This window comes from Streptomyces achromogenes subsp. achromogenes, assembly GCF_000720835.1.
In the GTDB taxonomy this organism is placed as follows: Bacteria; Actinomycetota; Actinomycetes; order Streptomycetales; family Streptomycetaceae; genus Streptomyces; species Streptomyces achromogenes.
Genome location: NZ_JODT01000008.1, coordinates 103,659 through 119,503 on the forward strand (window position 1 = coordinate 103,659; position 15,845 = coordinate 119,503).

Here is a 15,845-nt window from a genome sequence, read left to right on the forward strand (position 1 = left end):
TGTTACTCACCGCCGCCCCCCGCCATGTCGGCGAGCAGCTGCTCCAGGCTGCGCTCATCGCGCGCCGTCCACTGCGACGGGGCCATGCCGAGCATGTCGAGCAGCGCCATGTACTCGTCGCTACTCCAGTCGTACGACGTGAGCCGCACGCCGGTCGCCTCGATCAGCGTGGCCACGATCTGCATCACCAGGGGGTCATCGACGTGGCCCGCCTGCGCCCGCCGCCGCGCGCGGGCGACGTCCTCGTTGCTCAACCCGGTGATGGTCAGCGTCACGCCCACACCAGCGCCCGCCACCAAAGGGATCGTGGCGCGCTTCACGGGCCTTGTACGGCGCCCGCGCACCCTCGCCCGGCTCATCGGACGCCGCCCGCCCTGACGGACGCCACAGCGCCCTTCAGCAGCCTCGCCCGCACCCGCCGTATGTCCGCCCGCACTTCCGGCCGCTCACGCCACCGGCGCACCGTCCGCCCCGACACCCCGACCACCGACCCGATCTCCTCGGTCGGCCGGCCCATCGCCAGCAGCACCGCCGCCCGCATCTTCGGCGGCAGACCCTCAAGTCCGTCACTGTCCAAATCTGTCCGTCCCATACAAAGATCGTACGGACGAACGCAAGCAAAACCGGTTCCGAGTTGTCAGATACCTACAACGCGAAACGCCCGGCCCCCACAGAGGAACCGGGCGTCGCGCACAGGCGGGGCCGCTACTGGCCCTTACTCGCCTTCTCCACCAGCCATTCCGCCTGGTCCTCTGCGGTCATATGCGCCGGGAACAGCGCGCCCACGAGGTGGTGGAACTGCCCCAACCGCTCCTCCGCCACCCGACGCAGCAGCCACCCCGCCACAGACCCCGGGTCCATCCTGCGGAACTCGCGCCCCTTCACCCGCAACAGGTACTCGCCCAGACTCGTCTCCTCCCCGCCAGACTCGCCCCCACGCCGATCCAGGCCCGCGCCGGCCAACGCCTGCGCGTGCCTCACGACACCCGCGTTATACGTAACACCCGCGTCCAGCAGCGCCACCAACGCCGCCTCCGCCTGCGCCACCGCGCCGACGAGTCCCTTCTCCAGCCCCTCCATCTCCCGACCCGCCGCACGGATCTCCGCCGCCGCAGCCTTCTCCAGCTCCGGACGCGACCGCCGCCGCCGCTCCTCCTCCACCTGCCGCTCGTACGCCTGCCGGACCTCCCGGGCGTTCGCCCGCAGCTGCGCCGCCGTCCGCGCCGCCTCGCTGTGCTCCATCGCCGCGACGTCGCTGTACGGGTTCACATCCAGCCGCCGCGCCGCCTGGTCCCGCACCTCCTCCGCCTGGACCGCGCGAGCCTCCGCCTGCCGCACCTGCTCTTCGCTGATCTGCACTGCCATCTCCATCACTCCTCGATCCGATCTGCCCACCGGGTGAACCCACGTCCGCCCGGCCCCCACTGCCACACCAACCGCGCCCGCTATCAGGCCGCCGACCTCCCGGCCGCCGACCGCCGCAGGGCCTGCCGCTCCCGCGTCGTCGTCCCGCCCCACACGCCCACCAACTCGGGCCGCTCCACCGCGTACACCCGGCACGGGTCCAGGTACGCGCAGCCCGCGCACAACGCCCGCGCCTGCCGGGGCCGGACCCCGTCCGCGAAGAACGCATCCGGGTCATCCCGGCACAACAACCGCTCCCGCGCCTCCCACACGAACGGCGGAATCCCCAACGCCACCAGCGGCGCCCCGAACACGTGGCGCTGCCCGCTCACTCGCGGCCCTCCGACATCCGCCAGTTCAGCGCCAGCACAGCCACGCCCGCCGCGAAGAACCCGGCCACCGTCGACCACACGAACGCGCCCGCAGCTAGCAACCCCAGCCCCGCCGCGTCCATCAGGTCCGACCGCGCACCGCCCAGAGCCCGCAGCAGCCGCTGCCCGCGCCCCATCACTCGCCGCCCTGCCGACGCCGCGAACGCTCTGCGGCCTCCGCTATCTGCCGGCGCAGCTCCTCCCGGCCCGCGCGGTTGTGCGCCTGGATCGCCTGGAACTCCTCGTCCGGCGACAGCTCCACCAGCTCCATGCCGGCCCCATCCACCGGCCGCTGCTGCGCCGCCTGACCGACCCGGACCATGGCCCACAGCAGCACCACCGCGAGCACCGTCACGCAGGCCACCACCACCGCGGCCAACCCGTACCCGTTCACCTGATCACTCCTTCTCGACCGGGTCCGCGCCACCGCGGACCGAAGACTCGAACCTGTGGCACCCGCACACCGCTACCAGCGCACCAGGGCACCCAACTGGACATCGATTCAGTAAGCGCCGGACGAGACCGGCACGGGCGCCGGCACCGGCTCGGCGACGGGAGCGGTGGCCTGGCCGCGTCTGCGGGCCGTGCGGGCGCGCGCGGCCTCCCGGTCCAACCGCCATGCGCGCACGGCTTCCACGGTCCACGCTGCGGCGGCCACGGCCTGCATGAAGATCGTTGCTGTGGTCATGAGGTCTCTCCTTGATCTGTCAGGCTGGCCGGCCGTGGGTCGGCGGCCGAGGGGTTGGGGGAGAGTGCGGCGAGGCCCTCGGCGATGCGGCGGGCCTCGGCGATGTCGTCCGGTGCGGGCACTACCGCGGCGAGCACGGCGCCAGCGCCTGCGAGGCTGCGACCGGTGCGGAGGATGGCGAGGCAGGCGGCGAGGTAGCCGACCGGCCCTTTCTTCTCCTCGTTGGTGAGCGGGCGCCGGGCCTGGTTGGCGAGGCGCTGTGCGTGCCGGGCGGCGAGGCCGTGCTGCCGGGCCTCGGCGAGTTCCTGCCGGCGCCGCTTCTGCTCGTCCGCGCGCTGCCGGGCCTGGGCGATACGGGCCTGCACCTGGCCATCGATGTTGCTCGTCATTCCGGCATCCCCGTGTCAGCGGCGGGGTCATAGCTGGGGAGGTAGACAACTTCCCACCCAACCCGCTCGAACGACTCGGCGGAAACGAGGCTCGGGGCCAGGCCGGGACCGTTTGCGATGTACGGCAGCAGAACCGTGGGGTCCCCACCGGCGGACGTGTGCTGCACGCCGGGTTGCCAAGCGATGACGGGGTCCAGGTCTCCGTCTGTCTTGAGGTACCAACCGGGTGCGGCGGGGATGAGGTCGGTCATTCGGGGGTCCTGTTCTGTGATTGCCGTCAGGGACGGCAGGAAGGGGAGTTGGGGGCGGTTCGTAGCCGTCTGCTTCGCCCCTCTACACACGCTGGGGGGTGACGAAATTGGTGTTATTGGATCTGACCTGCTGTTTTGTAGTGACGAGATTGGTGACGAGATTGAGGATCGGGGTGACGAGATTGGTGAGATTGGGCCGTCAATCTCGTCACTCAATCTCGTCAATCTCGTCACCCCCGGGATCTTGCGAAATCGCAGGTCAAGCCCAATGCCGTCAATCCCGTCAATCACGTCAGCGTGTGTCGAGGGAGGTCGGCAGGGACCAGATGGCGCGCTTCTCCTTCCCGAAGCCGGTGTTCGTGGAGGTGAGCTTGAGGCGCCTCTTCGCGCGGTCCATGGCCGAGCTGCTGAACCCGGCGGCCTTGGCGTGCTGCTTGATCTCCTTGGCGTCCGCCTCGCCGCCGAGGTCGGTGAGGTAGTCGCGCAGCCAGACGGACGCCTCGTTGGTCTCCTCGCGGCCGACATCGGGTTCGTTCTCGGCACGCATGACCTCCCGGACGGAGGTTGTGACCTCCGGGCCGAGGACGAACCGGGAGACGTAGGACGGCCCTTCGGGGGTGTCGATGGTCACCGGCTGGATCGTGTACTCGTGGGAGGGCAGCCCGAGGCGGCCAAGGTTGTTTTTCTCAAGCGACATGACGAGCCGTTCCTCACCCTGCTCGTCCTCGTGCCGAGCGAACGCGATCAGGCAGCGGATCAGCTGACCGAACGCGCCGGATCCGGCCACCCGGGCGAGCGGGTCGGCGCCTCCGGACTTGGTGAAGTGGGCCAGGCCGAGGATGGTGAACCGGTGCCGGTCGGCTGCCTCCACAAGGGGTTCCAGCGCCTGCCGGACTTCTGCCGCCCTGTAGTCGTTGATGGTCTTGTCGATGTACGACAGCAGCGGATCCATGACGAGCAGAGCAACGCTGTGTGCCTCCGCCTCGCGGGCGAGCAAAGCCGTATCGACCGGGAGGCTGAGACGTGCGTGCAGCTGCTCGTCGTCCTGCACGGTGACGTGGAAGACGAGGTCCATGTCGGCATCAGCGGCGATGAGGCGCGGAGCAATGGTGTACGCCCACGAGTCCTCTGCTGCTGCGTAGATGACCGGGCGGGGTTTGCCGTACAGCTCTCCGGGGAGCAGGCCGCGGGTGATCTGCGCGGTGAGCCACACCGCATACTGCGACTTGCCGAGCCCGGGACCGCCAGCCGCGAGCACGAGGGAGTGCATCGGAATCCGGCCGTGCGATGTCGGGAGAGCCCCCTCCGGAGTGGTGTCCCACAACCAGCGCACCGGACGGATCCGGATCCCAGAGGCTGGCCGCAAAAGCAGAAAGCGGCGGCGATTGGCGCTCTCAGGGGCATCCGATCCCGCTGCGCCCGCACCTGCGTCTGACCCGCCGTAAGACTCGGCGGCCCACAGGTCTTCCCTGCCGACGAACTCGTGGCCCAGCAGTCCAGTTGCGTGGGTCGCGTACGCCAGCTGGCACACCCCACCGTCACTGGTGGGGTGTACGCAGAGGTCGGGCATGTCGGTCACGGGCGAGACCCTTCCTGGTCGGACGGGCCGTACAGCAGCTCACAGCCGCCGCGCTCGCACCCGAGACGCTCGGGCTGCGGGGTCATGCCGGCCAGCCGGGTCAGCACCCGCTGCGCCTCGATCACGCCCTCGGCGTACCGGCCTTTCACGACGAGCGTGCAAGCCTGGGCGGCGGTCACGATGGCCCGCAGATTCGCGTCACCCTCGTACACCCGGTGCGCCCGGCCGATGTGGATCTCGATGGTGGCCCCGGGCGCGTACCCATGCGGGGGGATGTCGACGGTCGGCCGAAAGCTCATCAGGGTGCCTCGGTCGACGTACGCGGAGAGGTCAACGACGACCACGCCCACGATCCGGATCCCCGGCCGAGCAGGGACCGAGGGCAGTCTGGTCACGGTCGCGTTCATGCCGCCACCTGCCCCTTCGGCACGTCGACCTGACGGCCGTTGACCAGGCACCGGTACCAGCCGGGGCGACCCGGGATTGCGACCGGCGGCCAGCCCTCGGCCGCCTGAACCGGGACGGCCGGCTTCGGCTTCGCGGCCTCGTTCAGCTCCGCCACCGTCTTCCTGCTGGCGAGCGACGGTCGGACGACCTGCGCGTCCCGGAACCAGGCGAGTAGCCCTTCCTCGTCGCCGTAGCGCCGCCACAGCTCGGCCGCTTCGATCACGGCCACGGCGCGCCGGGGGTCGTTGCTGGGGGTCTGCTGCCACTCCCTGCTGCCGTACTTCGGCGCGGGCGTGGAGTCGTGGCCGATGAGGGCCGCGATGCGGGCACCGGCCCACAAAGCGGTGGGGTCGTCAGCGTGGTTCAGCGAGCGCATGCCGCCGCGTGGCTGTGGCCCGTCCCCCGTGGGACCAGTCAGCTTGTGGTTCATGTGGTTCGTCCTGTCGGTTCGCGTAGGCCGTTGGGCGGCGCGGCCTGTGGACTGGATCGCTGCGCGGTGGGTGGCGGACCGCTTGGGGCTCACGGCCCCGGGCCCCACTCGGCGCGGATGGCCGGGCGGGGCCGACAGGGGTCGGGGCGGCAGGTCACGCGTGCGCTTCGGCGGCGAGCATTCCGACGAACGTCTCCAGCGCCTCACGGGTTCGCGCCGGGTCCTGCGACACCTTGAACGCGGCCTCGATCGCGCTGAGCGCGGCGGCGAACGCCTGCCGAGACGGAGCGGCTGCGGCGACTGCGGTCTTCCGCTCGATCCGGCACGGCTGGCAGAGACGGATCGGCGTGCCGTCGACGTGGGCGTAACCGGGGGCGTACGCGGTCGCCGTGTCGTCCAGCTCGTTCCGGCAGTCGACGCAGTGGCCGATCAGACGGATGTCGTCCAGCGTCTCGGCCACGCTGTCTCGCGGGACGACGAGCGTGCGGCCGTCGAGCGTGGCCAGGCCGGACGTGTTGGTGACCTTCAGGGTGAGGCCGCGCTGGCGGCACTCGCGGGCCAGGTCGGGCAGCGCCTGCTTGTCGTCCGCGTACTCGCGGGGCTGCTCGGGGATGAACGGCAGCGCGCGGCCGGTCGGCTGGAAGACATCGCGCGGGATGCTGATGTTCTGTGCCATCATGGCTGGTGTCCGTTTCTTCGTTGGAGCCCCGGTCGGCTGTGAGAGGTCTGAGCCGGGGCTTCGGCGTGTGCTGGATCGGATTGGGCCCCTGGCGTTAGGTGTTGGCGCACCTGCTGGGGGCCGCTTTCATGCGGCGTTCTCGCCGTTCTGCTCGCGGTCGAGCTGCTGCACGTACTCGTGCAGGGCGTCCGCCGGTACGCGCCGGGCGCGGCCGATCTTCACGCTGCGCAGCTCCCCGCTCTTGATGAGCGCCTTTGCGGTGGTGAGACCCACGCCGAGCTGCTCCGCGACCTCGTTGGTGGGGTACAGAATCCGGGTCATACGAGACTCCCGAGTAGGTGGCGGCGCGTTCGTGGCGCCGCTTGCTCATGAACAATGTAGACGGTCGCCGAGGGTCGCGCAAGCATGTGGGTTCGGTTGCTCGTGCGCGTGGCGCCACTTGCTCACCTACGGCCGCTGATGGGATGCTCGCGCCATGAGTAACCTCACCGACGAGTGGGATATCGAGATGCGCCCCCACGGCTGGCTACGGCTCCGGGAGAGATCTGGCGAAGGTCCAACCGTGTATCTGTGCTACGGAGTCGTGGGCGAAGAGGGGCATGAACGTCTTGATCTGCGCTCCGTCGTCATGCGTTCAGGCACCGATGAGCCCCTCAGCGGGCGTGTGTGGCGACGCATCCCTCTAGCCCAACTAGAGGAGTGGCTCACCTGGGTACTCATTCGATTGCCGAGCGCCCTGCCTGAGACGCACTCGGCGGTAACGGCGCAACGCAACCGAGACCTGTTCGCCCACGGAGCACCCGACGTTCCATCGCCGTCCCTTGACGTACTTGACGACTACTTCGAGGCCACCGACGCGTACCGGATGATTACCTTCAGCCCTGTACCGAGCGGCATGGTTGTTACGGAAAGCGGGCGCGTTCCCAAACTAGCCGCCCCGGAAGGCCGTATGACGGACGACTTCCTGAAGGACGTAGCGGACGCATATCGGTGGGCTACGAACGCGCAAAAAGCTCCAGCTCCAGCTCTCGCCGAGCTGGCGGGGGTGCCCGTGCGCACCGTGCACCGCTGGGTATACGAGGCCCGCAAGCGCGGCATCCTGCCGCCCGCGCGGACGGGGCGTGCCGGGTGAGCGGACGTCGCGGCAACGGAGAGAGCAGCGTCTACTTCTCCGAGTCGGATGGGAAGTGGCACGGCTGGGTGACGGTCGGCGTGAAGCCAAATGGCGCCCCCGACCGTCGGCACCGCATGGGGTCGGACGAGGCCGTCGTCCGTGAGAAGGTGCGACAGCTGGAGCGCGAGCGCGACGCCGGCAAGACGAAGAAGGCCGGCCGGCCGCCGACCGTTGAGCAGTGGCTCACCACCTGGATGGACACGGCGTGCGCGCGGAAGGTTGCCGACGGGACGATGAGCCCACGGACTTTGGACGACTACCGCTCGAAGTGCAAGCTGTACCTGTTCCCCGGCATCGGCAAGCACCGCGTCGACAAGCTCGCCGCCGAGCACCTTGACGCCCTCTACCTGAGCATGATCAAGCAGGGACTCGCGTCCGGCACGGTGCTCAAGACGCACCGGATCATCGCCCGTGCGCTCAAGGTAGCCATGCAGCGAGACATCGTGACACGGAACGTCGCTACCCTCGTGGAACCGCCGCAGGCCGCCGAAGAGGAGATCGAGCCCTTCACCCAGGCCGAGGCGCGCGCGCTGCTCGCCGAGGCCGCCGAGCGCCGCAATGGCGCTCGCTGGTCGGTGGCGCTCGCCCTCGGCCTGCGGCAAGGCGAGGCCCTCGGGCTGCGCTGGAAGTACGTCGACCTGGACAACGGGGTCGCCAAGGTCTGGTGGCAGCTCCAGCGGCTGACGTGGCAGCACGGTTGCGACGACCCCCATGCCTGCGGCGCCGCCCACCACCGGAAGGCGTGCAGGAAGGGCTGCACCGCCCACAAGAACTACAAGCGCGGCTGCCCGAAGCCCTGCCCGAAGGACTGCACCGGCCATGCGAAGTCTTGCCCACAGCGCACGGGCGGCGGTCTGGTGTTCCGGGAGCCTAAGGGCAAGAACAAGCGGCTGGCCCCCATCCCCCCGCCGCTGATCCCCCTGCTGAAGGCGCACCGGAAGGACCAGTTGCGCGAGCGTCTGGCGGCTGGCGAGCTGTGGGAGGAGCACGACCTTGTGTTCTGCCAGCCCAACGGCCGGCCGATCGATCCGCGGATGGACTGGGAGGAGTTCAAGGACATCCTTGGCGCCGCGGGTCTGCGGGACGCGCGGGTGCACGACAACCGGCACACTGCGGGGACGCTGCTGATCGAGGCCGGCGTCTCGCCGCGGGTGGTGATGGAGATCCTTGGGCACAGCTCCATGCGGATGATGACCCGCTACACGCACGTCGCTTCCGTCCTTGCGAACGACGCGGCGAAGCGGATGGGGGACGCGCTGTGGGGGTAACCGAAATTCGAGCGGGCGTGCGACACGAAACGGTAACCGCAACTTGCGTTGCAACTAGGCCCGAAACGACTCAGCGGCTTCCCGAGGGAAACCGCTGGTCAGAGGTGGAGCCGCTTTCGGGATTCGAACCCGAGACCTACGCATTACGAGTGCGTTGCTCTGGCCATCTGAGCTAAAGCGGCGTGCTGCTCGCACCATGGTGCGATCGGCAACGACGGTAAGTCTACACAGTTTCGGGGGGTGCTTCGTACCCACCCCGGAGCAGGGGGTTCCGGGGTGGGCGGGAGGGGTCAGGAGCAGCGCTTCCCGGGGGGTGGCGGGGTGCCTCGGAGGAGGTAGGTGTCGATCGCCGTGTCGATGCAGCCGCTGCCCCGTCCGTACGCCGTGTGGCCGTCGCCGGCGTAGGTCAGCAGGCGGGCCGAGGAGAGCTGGCCGGCCAGGGAGCGGGCCCAGCGGTAGGGCGTCGCGGGGTCGCGGACCGTGCCGACCACCACGATCGGCGCCGCCCCCTCCGCCTCGATGCGGTGCGGCTCCCCCGTGGCCCGCACCGGCCAGTACGCGCAGTTCAGCGAGGCCCAGGCCAGGCCGGGCCCGAAGACCGGGGACGCCTTCTCGAACGCGGGCAGCGCCTTCTCGACCTCCTCGGGACCCGAGAAAGCCGACGGCAGGTCAAGGCAGTTCACGGCCGCGTTGGCCATCATCAGGTTGCTGTAGTGGCCGTCGGGGTCCCGCTCGTAGTAGGTGTCCGCGAGGGCCAGCAGGCCGGCGCCGTTGCGTTCCTTGATCGCCGAGGTGAGCGCCTCGCGCAACTGCGCCCAGGTCCCCTCGTCGTACATCGCCGCGATCACCCCGGTCGTGGCCAGCGCCTCCCCCAGCCTGCGGCCGTCCGCGTCGCCCGACCGCAACGGGCGGGCGTCCAGCTCGCGGAAGAACGCCCGCAGCCGGTCGCCGACCCGCGCGGGCGCCGCGCCCCTGCCGCCGAGCGGGCAGTCGGTCCGCCGTACGCAGTCCTTCGCGAACGCCTGGAACGCCGTCTCGAAGCCCGCCGTCTGGTCCAGGTTGAGCCTGCGGGCGTCCACGGACGGATCCATCGCGCCGTCCAGCACCATCCGGCCGACCCGCTCGGGGAACAGCCCCGCGTACGTCGCTCCGAGGAACGTGCCGTAGGACGCCCCCACGTAGTTCAGCCTCCGGTCCCCGAGCACCGACCGCAGGATGTCCATGTCCCTGGCCGCCTCCACCGTGGAGACGTGCCGCAGCAGCCGCGCCGAGTGGGCCCCGCAGCTCTCCGCGAACCTGCGGTCCGCCGTCACCAGCGCGTCCCGCTCCCGCTGGTCGTCGGGCGTCATGTCCGTCTGTGTGTACGCGTCCATCTGCCGCCCGTCGAGGCATTTCACGGGCTCGCTGCGGGCGACGCCCCGCGGGTCCATCGCCACCATGTCGTAGCGGGCGCGGATCCGCGCCGGGTAGCCGAGGCCTGCGTACTGCTGGAGGTAGTCCACCGCCGAGCCGCCCGGCCCACCCGGGTTGACCAGCAACGATCCCAGCCGCCCGGCCGTACCGGTGGCCTTCTTGCGGGCGACGGCGAGCCGGACGGTGCCCGCGTCGGGGCTCGCGTAGTCCAGCGGGGCCTTCATCGTCGCGCATTCGAATCCGGGGACACCGCACTCGCGCCAGCGCAGCCGCTGGCTGTAGTACGGCGTCAGCGCCGCCGGTGTCGTACGCGGCAGCGCGGCGAGTGCCGCCTGTACCGTCCTGTCGGCCGACGCCGCCGGGTTCCCGGGGGAGCAGGCGGAGACCAGCAGTGCGGCGGCCGCGAGCAGGGTGGCCGTGAGACGGGCCGTCGCCCGGGGGCGGGCGCCTCGGATCCGGTGGGCGCGGCGGGGACCGCTGGTACGGGGAGATGGCCTGGTTCGCATCAGGCGAGCGTAACGCTCCGCGATGCGTCGGGTGCGGTGCGTGGGCATTGTGCCTCCTACGGGGGACACGCGCGCCACCCGGGCCGACTGCCGGTTTCCCGACCCCGGCTCCACGCTTCACTGTTCCTGAGCGCGTCAGCCCCGCGGTGTCACCCTCTCAGCCCGCCCGCAGTGCCATCGTCATCGCCTCCACCGCCAGCAGTGGGGCCACATTGCGGTCCAGGGCCTCGCGGCACGCGGAGATCGCCTCGATGCGGCGGAGCGTGGACTCGGGGCTGCTGCCGCGCGCCAGCCGCTCCAGGGCGTCCTCGGCGTCGGCGTTGGCGATCGCCACGCGCGTGCCGAGCTGGAGGGCGAGGACATCGCGGTAGAAGGCGGTGAGGTCACCGAGGGCCACGTCCAGGCTGTCGCGCTGCGTGCGGGTTCTGCGGCGCTTCTGCATGTCCTCCAGGTCCTTCATCACCCCGGCCGTCCCGCGCGGCAGCCGGCCGCCCTGGGCCGCGCCGAGCGCCGCCTTCATATCCTCGGTCTCCTTGCCGTCCATCTCCTCGGCGAGCTGCTTGGCGTCCTCCGCCGCGGCGTCGACCAGCTCCTGGGCGGCCTTGAGGCAGGCACCCACCTCGTCCAGCCGCAGCGGCAGCCGCAGTACGGCGGCGCGGCGCTCGCGGGCCGCCGGGTCGGTGGCCAGCCGGCGGGCCCGGTCGACATGGCCCTGGGTGGCGCGGGCGACGGACGCGGCGACCTCCGGCTCGATGCCGTCGCGCCGTACGAGCATGTCGGCGACCGCGTCGACGGAGGGCGTGCGCAGATTGAGGTGGCGGCAGCGGGAGCGGATGGTGGGCAGGACGTCCTCGATGGAGGGGGCGCACAGCAGCCAGACCGTGCGCGGGGCCGGCTCCTCCACGGCCTTGAGGACGGCGTTGGCCGACTTCTCGTTCAGCCGCTCGGCGTCCTCGACCAGGATGATCTGCCAGCGGCCGTTCGCCGGGGCGGTGAACGACTTGCGGACCGTGTCCCGCATGTCCCTGACCAGGATCTCGGCACCGACCGCGGCGACCGTCGTGACGTCCGCGTGGGTGCCGAGCAGCGCCGTGTGGCAGCCGTCGCAGAATCCGCAGCCGGGGGCGCCGCCGAGCGCGCGGTCGGGGCTCACGCACTGCAGGGCCGCGGCGAAGGCCCTGGCCGCCTGGTTCCGGCCCGCGCCGGGCGGGCCCGTGAACAGCCAGGCGTGGGTCATCTTCGACGCCTCGGGCAGCGGCTGCTCCGCCGAGGCGGCCGTGACGAGGGCGTCGGCGTCCCGCGCAGCCGCACCGAGCACCGCGCTCACCTTCTCCTGCCCGACGAGGTCGTCCCACACGGTCATGGGTCACGCCGCCCTTCCGTCACATTCCGCGTTCCGGAATCCATTGTGCGGGTGGCCACTGACAACGGGACGCCGACCGAGGGCGACCGGGCACCGGCCGAGGGCGACGGGGCACCGGCCGAACGTCCCGGACCGGAAGACCCCGCACCCGACCACGCGACCCGCTCGTCCCCGACCGGCCCGTCAGCCGCCGGCCAGTCAGCTCCGTCGACCCCGGCCCCTGCCCCGGCCTCGGCCCCGGCCGCCCTGCTCCTCGCTCCCGCCCCCGTCGCCGTACTGCGGCTCGCCGTACTGCCGCTCGCCGTGCTCCCCCTCGTCGTACGACCCGAGCAGTTCGTCGGCCAGCGACGGCAGGTCGTCCAGCGGGGTCTCCTCGGCCCAGTCCGGGCGCGGGCGGCGGCGGGGCGTGCCGTCGGCGTCGAGCTGGGGCATCTCACGCGTGCGTGCCTCGGAACCGTCGGGGCCCGCGGCGGGGCGCTCGTCCCGGAAGAAGCCGGGCGGCACCCGGTCCGCCGGGTCGTCGCTCCGTACGGGCGGCAGCACGGCCGTCTCGTCCGCCGCGCCCGGGGTCACCCGCGGCAGCACCGCCGTCTCCTCCCCCGGTCCGGCGGGCGCCGGCGCCGGCGGCTGCGGCAGCTCGGCGGTCACCTCGGAGTCCGGGTAGGTGTCACGGATGCCGTCGGCCGGCCGGTCGCGCTCCTCGCGCACCGGGCGCAGCACCGTCGTGTCGTCCGTGGCCGGTCCGTCCGTACGCCGTCCCGTCGTACCTGTCGTCCGCGCGTCCGTACCCGTTGTCCGCGCGTCCGGCGACACCGCCGGCGTCGGGACGGTCTCGTCGACGCCCTCGGCGCCGGGGGCCGTGCCCGGGGCCACCGCCGGCGTGGAGGCCGTGGCGGCGTCCGGCGTCACGGCCGGTGCCGTGGGAAGCGGCGCGCTGGGCCTGCGGGCCGCCGCGTCGGCCGCCGCCGCGGCCTCGGCGGCCTGCCGCCGGGCCTCCTCGGCGCGCAGCAGCGCCTCCTCGGCCTTGCGCTGCGCCTCCAGACGCCGCGCCTCCTCCTCGGCGCGCAGCTTCGCCTGCCGGGCTTCCTCCTCGGCGCGGAGCCGGGCCTGCCTGGCCTCTTCCTCGGCGCGCAGCCGGGCCTCCTCCTCGGCCTGCTTGCGGCGCTGTTCCTCCTCGGCCTTGCGGCGGGCCTCCGCCTCGGCGCGCGCCTTCTCCTCGGCGAGCAGCCGCTGCCGCTCCTCCTCCGCGCGCCGACGCGCCTCCTCGGCCCGCTGCCGGGCCTCCTCCGCCTGCCGCTCGGCCTCGCGGCGCTGCGCCTCCTCCAGCTCGCGGCGCTTGCGCTCCTCCTCCTCGGCGCGCAGCTTGGCGAGCTGCTCCTGACGCTCGCGCTCCAGGCGCTCCTCCTCGGCCTTGCGGGCGGCTTCTTCCTCGGCCTTGCGGCGGGCCTCCTCCTCGGCCTTGCGCCGGGCCTCCTCCTGGGCCTTGATCTCGGCCTCGGACAGCGGCAGCACGATGTCCAGCCGGTGCCGGATCACGGTGGTGACGGCCTCGGGTTCCTGTCCGGCGTCCACCACCAGGTAGCGGCCGGGGTCGGACGCGGCGAGCGTGAGGAAACCGGCCCGCACGCGCGCGTGGAACTCCGCCGGCTCCGACTCCAGCCGGTCCGGCGCCTCGGTGAACCGCTCGCGGGCGGTCTCCGGGGAGACGTCCAGCAGGACGGTGAGGTGCGGGACCAGGCCGTTGGTGGCCCAGCGGTTGATGCGGGCGATCTCGGTCGGGGACAGGTCGCGGCCGGCGCCCTGGTAGGCGACGGAGGAGTCGATGTAGCGGTCGGAGATGACCACCGCGCCGCGCTCCAGGGCGGGCCGTACGACGGTGTCGACGTGCTCGGCGCGGTCGGCGGCGTACAGCAGCGCCTCCGCGCGGTGCGACAGCCCCGCCGAGGACACGTCCAGCAGGATGGAGCGCAGCCGCTTGCCGACCGGGGTGGCACCGGGTTCGCGGGTGACCACGACCTCGTGGCCCTTGGCGCGGATCCACTCGGCGAGGGCCTCGGCCTGGGTGGACTTGCCGGCGCCGTCACCGCCCTCCAGGGCGATGAAGAAGCCGCCGGCCGCCGGTGCCGTGACCGGGTCGTCGCCGCCGAGCAGCGCGTCCCTCAGGTCCTGGCGCAGCGGCACACCGGAGCGGTCGTCGACCTTGGCGAGCACCAGCGCGGCCACCGGCAGCAGCAGCGCGCCGACGAGCATGAGCGTGAAGGCGGCGCCGCCGTGCGCGAAGACGAACTTGCCGTTCTCCAGCCGGTGCGGGCCGATCAGCGCGGCGAACAGCGGCGCGATCAGGACGCCGAGCGCTATGAAGACGCGGACCACGGCGTGCAGGTGCTCGGTGGTGCGCGCCCGGCGGTAGTCCTCGGTCTCCTGGTCGAGCAGGGTGTGCCCGGTGTTCGCGGCGACGCCCGCGGCGGCACCGGCCAGCGTGACGATCAGCAGGACCGTGGTGACGTCCGGGACCAGGCCGGCGGCCAGCAGCGCGATACCGGTGACGGCGATCGCCAGGGCCAGCAGGCGGCGCCGGGACAGGGAGGGCAGCAGCGCGGGGGCGGTCCGGATGCCGACGGCGACACCGCCGGTCAGGCCCAGCACCAGCAGGCCGTAGAGGACCGGGCCGCCGCCCAGGTCCCGGGCGTGCAGCACGCACACCGAGACGGCCGCGGCGATCGCGCCGGCGACCCCGGCGCAGGCCGGGACCAGCAGCGGGGCGGCGCCCGTACGGCCCTTGTCGACACCGGTGCCGGTGCGCGGCCGGCGCAGGCCCTCCAGCGGGGACCGCGCGCGCGGGGTGCGCGTGCCGGGCACCTCCAGGGAGGTCAGCACGGACAGGGAGGCGGCGAACAGGCCCGCCGCGACATACGACCCGAGGGCCGCATGGTGCTGGTCGAACCAGGCCACGCCGGTGCCCAGCAGGTTGTTCAGCAGGGCGGCGGCGATCAGGGCCGCGGCGGCCAGCGGGACCGCGAGGAAGGTGGTGCGCAGGGTCAGGCGGCGCAGGGCGTCCAGGTGGTCCGGCAGCGGCCGCACGGTCGCGCCCTCGGGGGGCGGGGCCGGCAGCAGGGCGGGTGCGGCGCTCTCCCGGCACACCGTCCACAGCCGCTCGGCGCCGCCGGTGACGAAGGCGGTGACCAGCAGGACGGTGAGCGCGTCACCCGGGATCCAGTCGATCCACAGGGGCGCGACGATCAGCAGCGCGGCGCGCAGCCCGTCGGCGCCGACCATCGTCCAGCGGCGGTCGAGCGGGCCCTCCTCGGAGATGAGGGAGGTCAGCGGGCCGAGGAGGACGGCGCCGAAGAGCAGCGTGGCGAGGATGCGCGCGGCGAACACCGTCGCCACTGCGAACGCCACGCCTCGGTAGCCGCCGCCGAGGGCACCCTCGGCGACCGACGCCTGGAGGACCAGCACCACGAGGACGAGGAGGGACAGGGTGTCGCCGACACCGCTCACCAGCTGCGCGCTCCACAGGCGCCTCAGCTGCGGTCGGCGCAGCAGGGAACGGACGGCGCGCTCGCGGGAGTCCGCGACCAGGGCGTCGTCCGGGGCTGTGGGGTGGGCCGTTGGCTGCTCGGCTCGCGTCATGCGTTCAGCCTATCCGCAGCCGCTGACACCACACCTCGCGTGTCCGGACGTACGCCCGCCCCGGCACCGCGGGGGCACCGGGGCGGGCGTACGTTTCGCGAAGCCGAGTGCGAAGCGCGGCGGCGGCCGGCCGGGGCAGCGTGCGCGAACACGTCCCCCGCGGAGGAACCGACACCGGCCACCCCCGAAGAAGCCCGCAGCGGACGGCCCCGGGGAGCCGGGAGGCCTCAGCCGGCCGCCGCCCCCGGGT

Annotated in this window: 19 protein-coding genes and 1 tRNA gene; 2 read left to right on the forward strand and 18 right to left on the reverse strand. The window is 72.3% G+C overall.

Annotated features, from left to right (window positions below; all coding sequences use genetic code 11):
* Positions 1-2: 2 nt before the first annotated feature.
* The 14 genes from IH25_RS0110235 to IH25_RS0110300 all read right to left on the reverse strand — a co-directional run bounded on the left by IH25_RS0110235 (position 3) and on the right by IH25_RS0110300 (position 6,559).
* Positions 3-275: a hypothetical protein gene (locus IH25_RS0110235; protein ID WP_157846959.1), complete on the reverse strand. Its 273-nt coding sequence runs from the start codon at positions 273-275 to the stop codon at positions 3-5.
* A gap of 80 nt (positions 276-355) precedes the next feature.
* The gene (locus IH25_RS0110240; RefSeq protein WP_245172746.1) at positions 356-592 is read right to left on the reverse strand and encodes a helix-turn-helix domain-containing protein; all 237 of its coding nucleotides are present in this window, start codon (positions 590-592) and stop codon (positions 356-358) included.
* Between the two features lie 113 nt (positions 593-705).
* Entirely contained in the window at positions 706-1,365 is a 660-nt protein-coding gene (locus IH25_RS0110245; protein ID WP_157846960.1) for a hypothetical protein, read from the reverse strand.
* Between the two features lie 83 nt (positions 1,366-1,448).
* Positions 1,449-1,736 carry a WhiB family transcriptional regulator gene (locus tag IH25_RS39225; protein ID WP_051753864.1) on the reverse strand — a complete coding sequence of 96 codons (288 nt, stop codon included), beginning with the start codon at positions 1,734-1,736 and terminating at the stop codon, positions 1,449-1,451.
* Positions 1,733-1,915 carry a hypothetical protein gene (locus IH25_RS37450; protein WP_157846961.1) on the reverse strand — a complete coding sequence of 61 codons (183 nt, stop codon included), beginning with the start codon at positions 1,913-1,915 and terminating at the stop codon, positions 1,733-1,735. Before IH25_RS37450 ends, IH25_RS39225 begins: the two co-directional genes overlap by 4 nt.
* A complete protein-coding gene (locus tag IH25_RS0110260) occupies positions 1,912-2,169 on the reverse strand; it encodes a hypothetical protein (protein ID WP_030606283.1) in 258 nt (85 codons plus the stop codon). Before IH25_RS0110260 ends, IH25_RS37450 begins: the two co-directional genes overlap by 4 nt.
* Positions 2,170-2,277: 108 nt before the next feature.
* Entirely contained in the window at positions 2,278-2,463 is a 186-nt protein-coding gene (locus IH25_RS0110265; protein WP_030606286.1) for a hypothetical protein, read from the reverse strand.
* On the reverse strand, positions 2,460-2,852 hold the full coding sequence (locus tag IH25_RS0110270; RefSeq protein ID WP_245172747.1) for a hypothetical protein: 393 nt from the start codon (positions 2,850-2,852) through the stop codon (positions 2,460-2,462). The genes IH25_RS0110265 and IH25_RS0110270 overlap by 4 nt, the downstream gene beginning before the upstream one ends.
* The gene (locus IH25_RS0110275) at positions 2,849-3,103 is read right to left on the reverse strand and encodes a hypothetical protein (RefSeq protein WP_030606291.1); all 255 of its coding nucleotides are present in this window, start codon (positions 3,101-3,103) and stop codon (positions 2,849-2,851) included. Before IH25_RS0110275 ends, IH25_RS0110270 begins: the two co-directional genes overlap by 4 nt.
* 292 nt (positions 3,104-3,395) lie before the next feature.
* Positions 3,396-4,673 carry an AAA family ATPase gene (locus IH25_RS0110280; RefSeq protein WP_245172755.1) on the reverse strand — a complete coding sequence of 426 codons (1,278 nt, stop codon included), beginning with the start codon at positions 4,671-4,673 and terminating at the stop codon, positions 3,396-3,398.
* Between the two features lie 5 nt (positions 4,674-4,678).
* Positions 4,679-5,089, reverse strand: a complete 411-nt coding sequence (locus IH25_RS0110285; protein WP_030606297.1) for a hypothetical protein — start codon at positions 5,087-5,089, stop codon at positions 4,679-4,681.
* The gene (locus IH25_RS0110290; protein ID WP_245172748.1) at positions 5,086-5,559 is read right to left on the reverse strand and encodes a hypothetical protein; all 474 of its coding nucleotides are present in this window, start codon (positions 5,557-5,559) and stop codon (positions 5,086-5,088) included. Before IH25_RS0110290 ends, IH25_RS0110285 begins: the two co-directional genes overlap by 4 nt.
* 154 nt (positions 5,560-5,713) lie before the next feature.
* Positions 5,714-6,238 carry a hypothetical protein gene (locus IH25_RS0110295; protein ID WP_030606302.1) on the reverse strand — a complete coding sequence of 175 codons (525 nt, stop codon included), beginning with the start codon at positions 6,236-6,238 and terminating at the stop codon, positions 5,714-5,716.
* 126 nt (positions 6,239-6,364) lie between these two features.
* Positions 6,365-6,559: a helix-turn-helix domain-containing protein gene (locus IH25_RS0110300; protein WP_030606305.1), complete on the reverse strand. Its 195-nt coding sequence runs from the start codon at positions 6,557-6,559 to the stop codon at positions 6,365-6,367.
* 154 nt (positions 6,560-6,713) lie between these two features.
* On the opposite strand from IH25_RS0110300, the gene IH25_RS41145 reads away from it, so the two are divergent.
* Both IH25_RS41145 and IH25_RS0110305 read left to right on the forward strand, forming a co-directional pair.
* On the forward strand, positions 6,714-7,370 hold the full coding sequence (locus IH25_RS41145) for a hypothetical protein (protein WP_157846962.1): 657 nt from the start codon (positions 6,714-6,716) through the stop codon (positions 7,368-7,370).
* Positions 7,367-8,680 carry a tyrosine-type recombinase/integrase gene (locus tag IH25_RS0110305; protein ID WP_030606308.1) on the forward strand — a complete coding sequence of 438 codons (1,314 nt, stop codon included), beginning with the start codon at positions 7,367-7,369 and terminating at the stop codon, positions 8,678-8,680. The genes IH25_RS41145 and IH25_RS0110305 overlap by 4 nt, the downstream gene beginning before the upstream one ends.
* A gap of 105 nt (positions 8,681-8,785) precedes the next feature.
* On the opposite strand, the gene IH25_RS0110310 is transcribed toward IH25_RS0110305, so the two are convergent.
* From IH25_RS0110310 to tmk, 4 genes are all read right to left on the reverse strand, one after another.
* A tRNA-Thr gene (locus IH25_RS0110310) sits at positions 8,786-8,862 on the reverse strand.
* Positions 8,863-8,970: 108 nt separating this feature from the next.
* Positions 8,971-10,599 (reverse strand): alpha/beta hydrolase, encoded by a 1,629-nt coding sequence (locus tag IH25_RS0110315; protein WP_030606311.1) that lies wholly within the window; start codon positions 10,597-10,599, stop codon positions 8,971-8,973.
* A 157-nt stretch (positions 10,600-10,756) separates the two neighbouring features.
* Entirely contained in the window at positions 10,757-11,962 is a 1,206-nt protein-coding gene (locus tag IH25_RS0110320) for a DNA polymerase III subunit delta' (RefSeq protein WP_030606314.1), read from the reverse strand.
* Positions 11,963-12,160: 198 nt separating this feature from the next.
* Positions 12,161-15,595, reverse strand: a complete 3,435-nt coding sequence (tmk, locus tag IH25_RS0110325) for a dTMP kinase (RefSeq protein WP_030606317.1) — start codon at positions 15,593-15,595, stop codon at positions 12,161-12,163.
* Positions 15,596-15,845: the final 250 nt, after the last annotated feature.

Excerpts from the sequence above, each read along its gene's own strand:
- IH25_RS0110240 (WP_245172746.1), bottom strand. The coding sequence starts at position 592 with ATGGGACGGACAGATTTGGACAGTGACGGACTTGAGGGTCTGCCGCCG.
- IH25_RS0110275 (WP_030606291.1), bottom strand. The coding sequence starts at position 3,103 with ATGACCGACCTCATCCCCGCCGCACCCGGTTGGTACCTCAAGACAGAC.
- IH25_RS0110270 (WP_245172747.1), bottom strand. The coding sequence starts at position 2,852 with ATGACGAGCAACATCGATGGCCAGGTGCAGGCCCGTATCGCCCAGGCC.
- IH25_RS0110265 (WP_030606286.1), bottom strand. The coding sequence starts at position 2,463 with ATGACCACAGCAACGATCTTCATGCAGGCCGTGGCCGCCGCAGCGTGG.
- IH25_RS0110290 (WP_245172748.1), bottom strand. The coding sequence starts at position 5,559 with ATGAACCACAAGCTGACTGGTCCCACGGGGGACGGGCCACAGCCACGC.
- IH25_RS41145 (WP_157846962.1), top strand. The coding sequence starts at position 6,714 with ATGAGTAACCTCACCGACGAGTGGGATATCGAGATGCGCCCCCACGGC.
- IH25_RS0110295 (WP_030606302.1), bottom strand. The coding sequence starts at position 6,238 with ATGATGGCACAGAACATCAGCATCCCGCGCGATGTCTTCCAGCCGACC.
- tmk (WP_030606317.1), bottom strand. The coding sequence starts at position 15,595 with ATGACGCGAGCCGAGCAGCCAACGGCCCACCCCACAGCCCCGGACGAC.
- IH25_RS0110300 (WP_030606305.1), bottom strand. The coding sequence starts at position 6,559 with ATGACCCGGATTCTGTACCCCACCAACGAGGTCGCGGAGCAGCTCGGC.
- IH25_RS0110285 (WP_030606297.1), bottom strand. The coding sequence starts at position 5,089 with ATGAACGCGACCGTGACCAGACTGCCCTCGGTCCCTGCTCGGCCGGGG.
- IH25_RS0110280 (WP_245172755.1), bottom strand. The coding sequence starts at position 4,673 with ATGCCCGACCTCTGCGTACACCCCACCAGTGACGGTGGGGTGTGCCAG.
- IH25_RS0110315 (WP_030606311.1), bottom strand. The coding sequence starts at position 10,599 with ATGCGAACCAGGCCATCTCCCCGTACCAGCGGTCCCCGCCGCGCCCAC.
- IH25_RS0110245 (WP_157846960.1), bottom strand. The coding sequence starts at position 1,365 with ATGGCAGTGCAGATCAGCGAAGAGCAGGTGCGGCAGGCGGAGGCTCGC.
- IH25_RS0110320 (WP_030606314.1), bottom strand. The coding sequence starts at position 11,962 with ATGACCGTGTGGGACGACCTCGTCGGGCAGGAGAAGGTGAGCGCGGTG.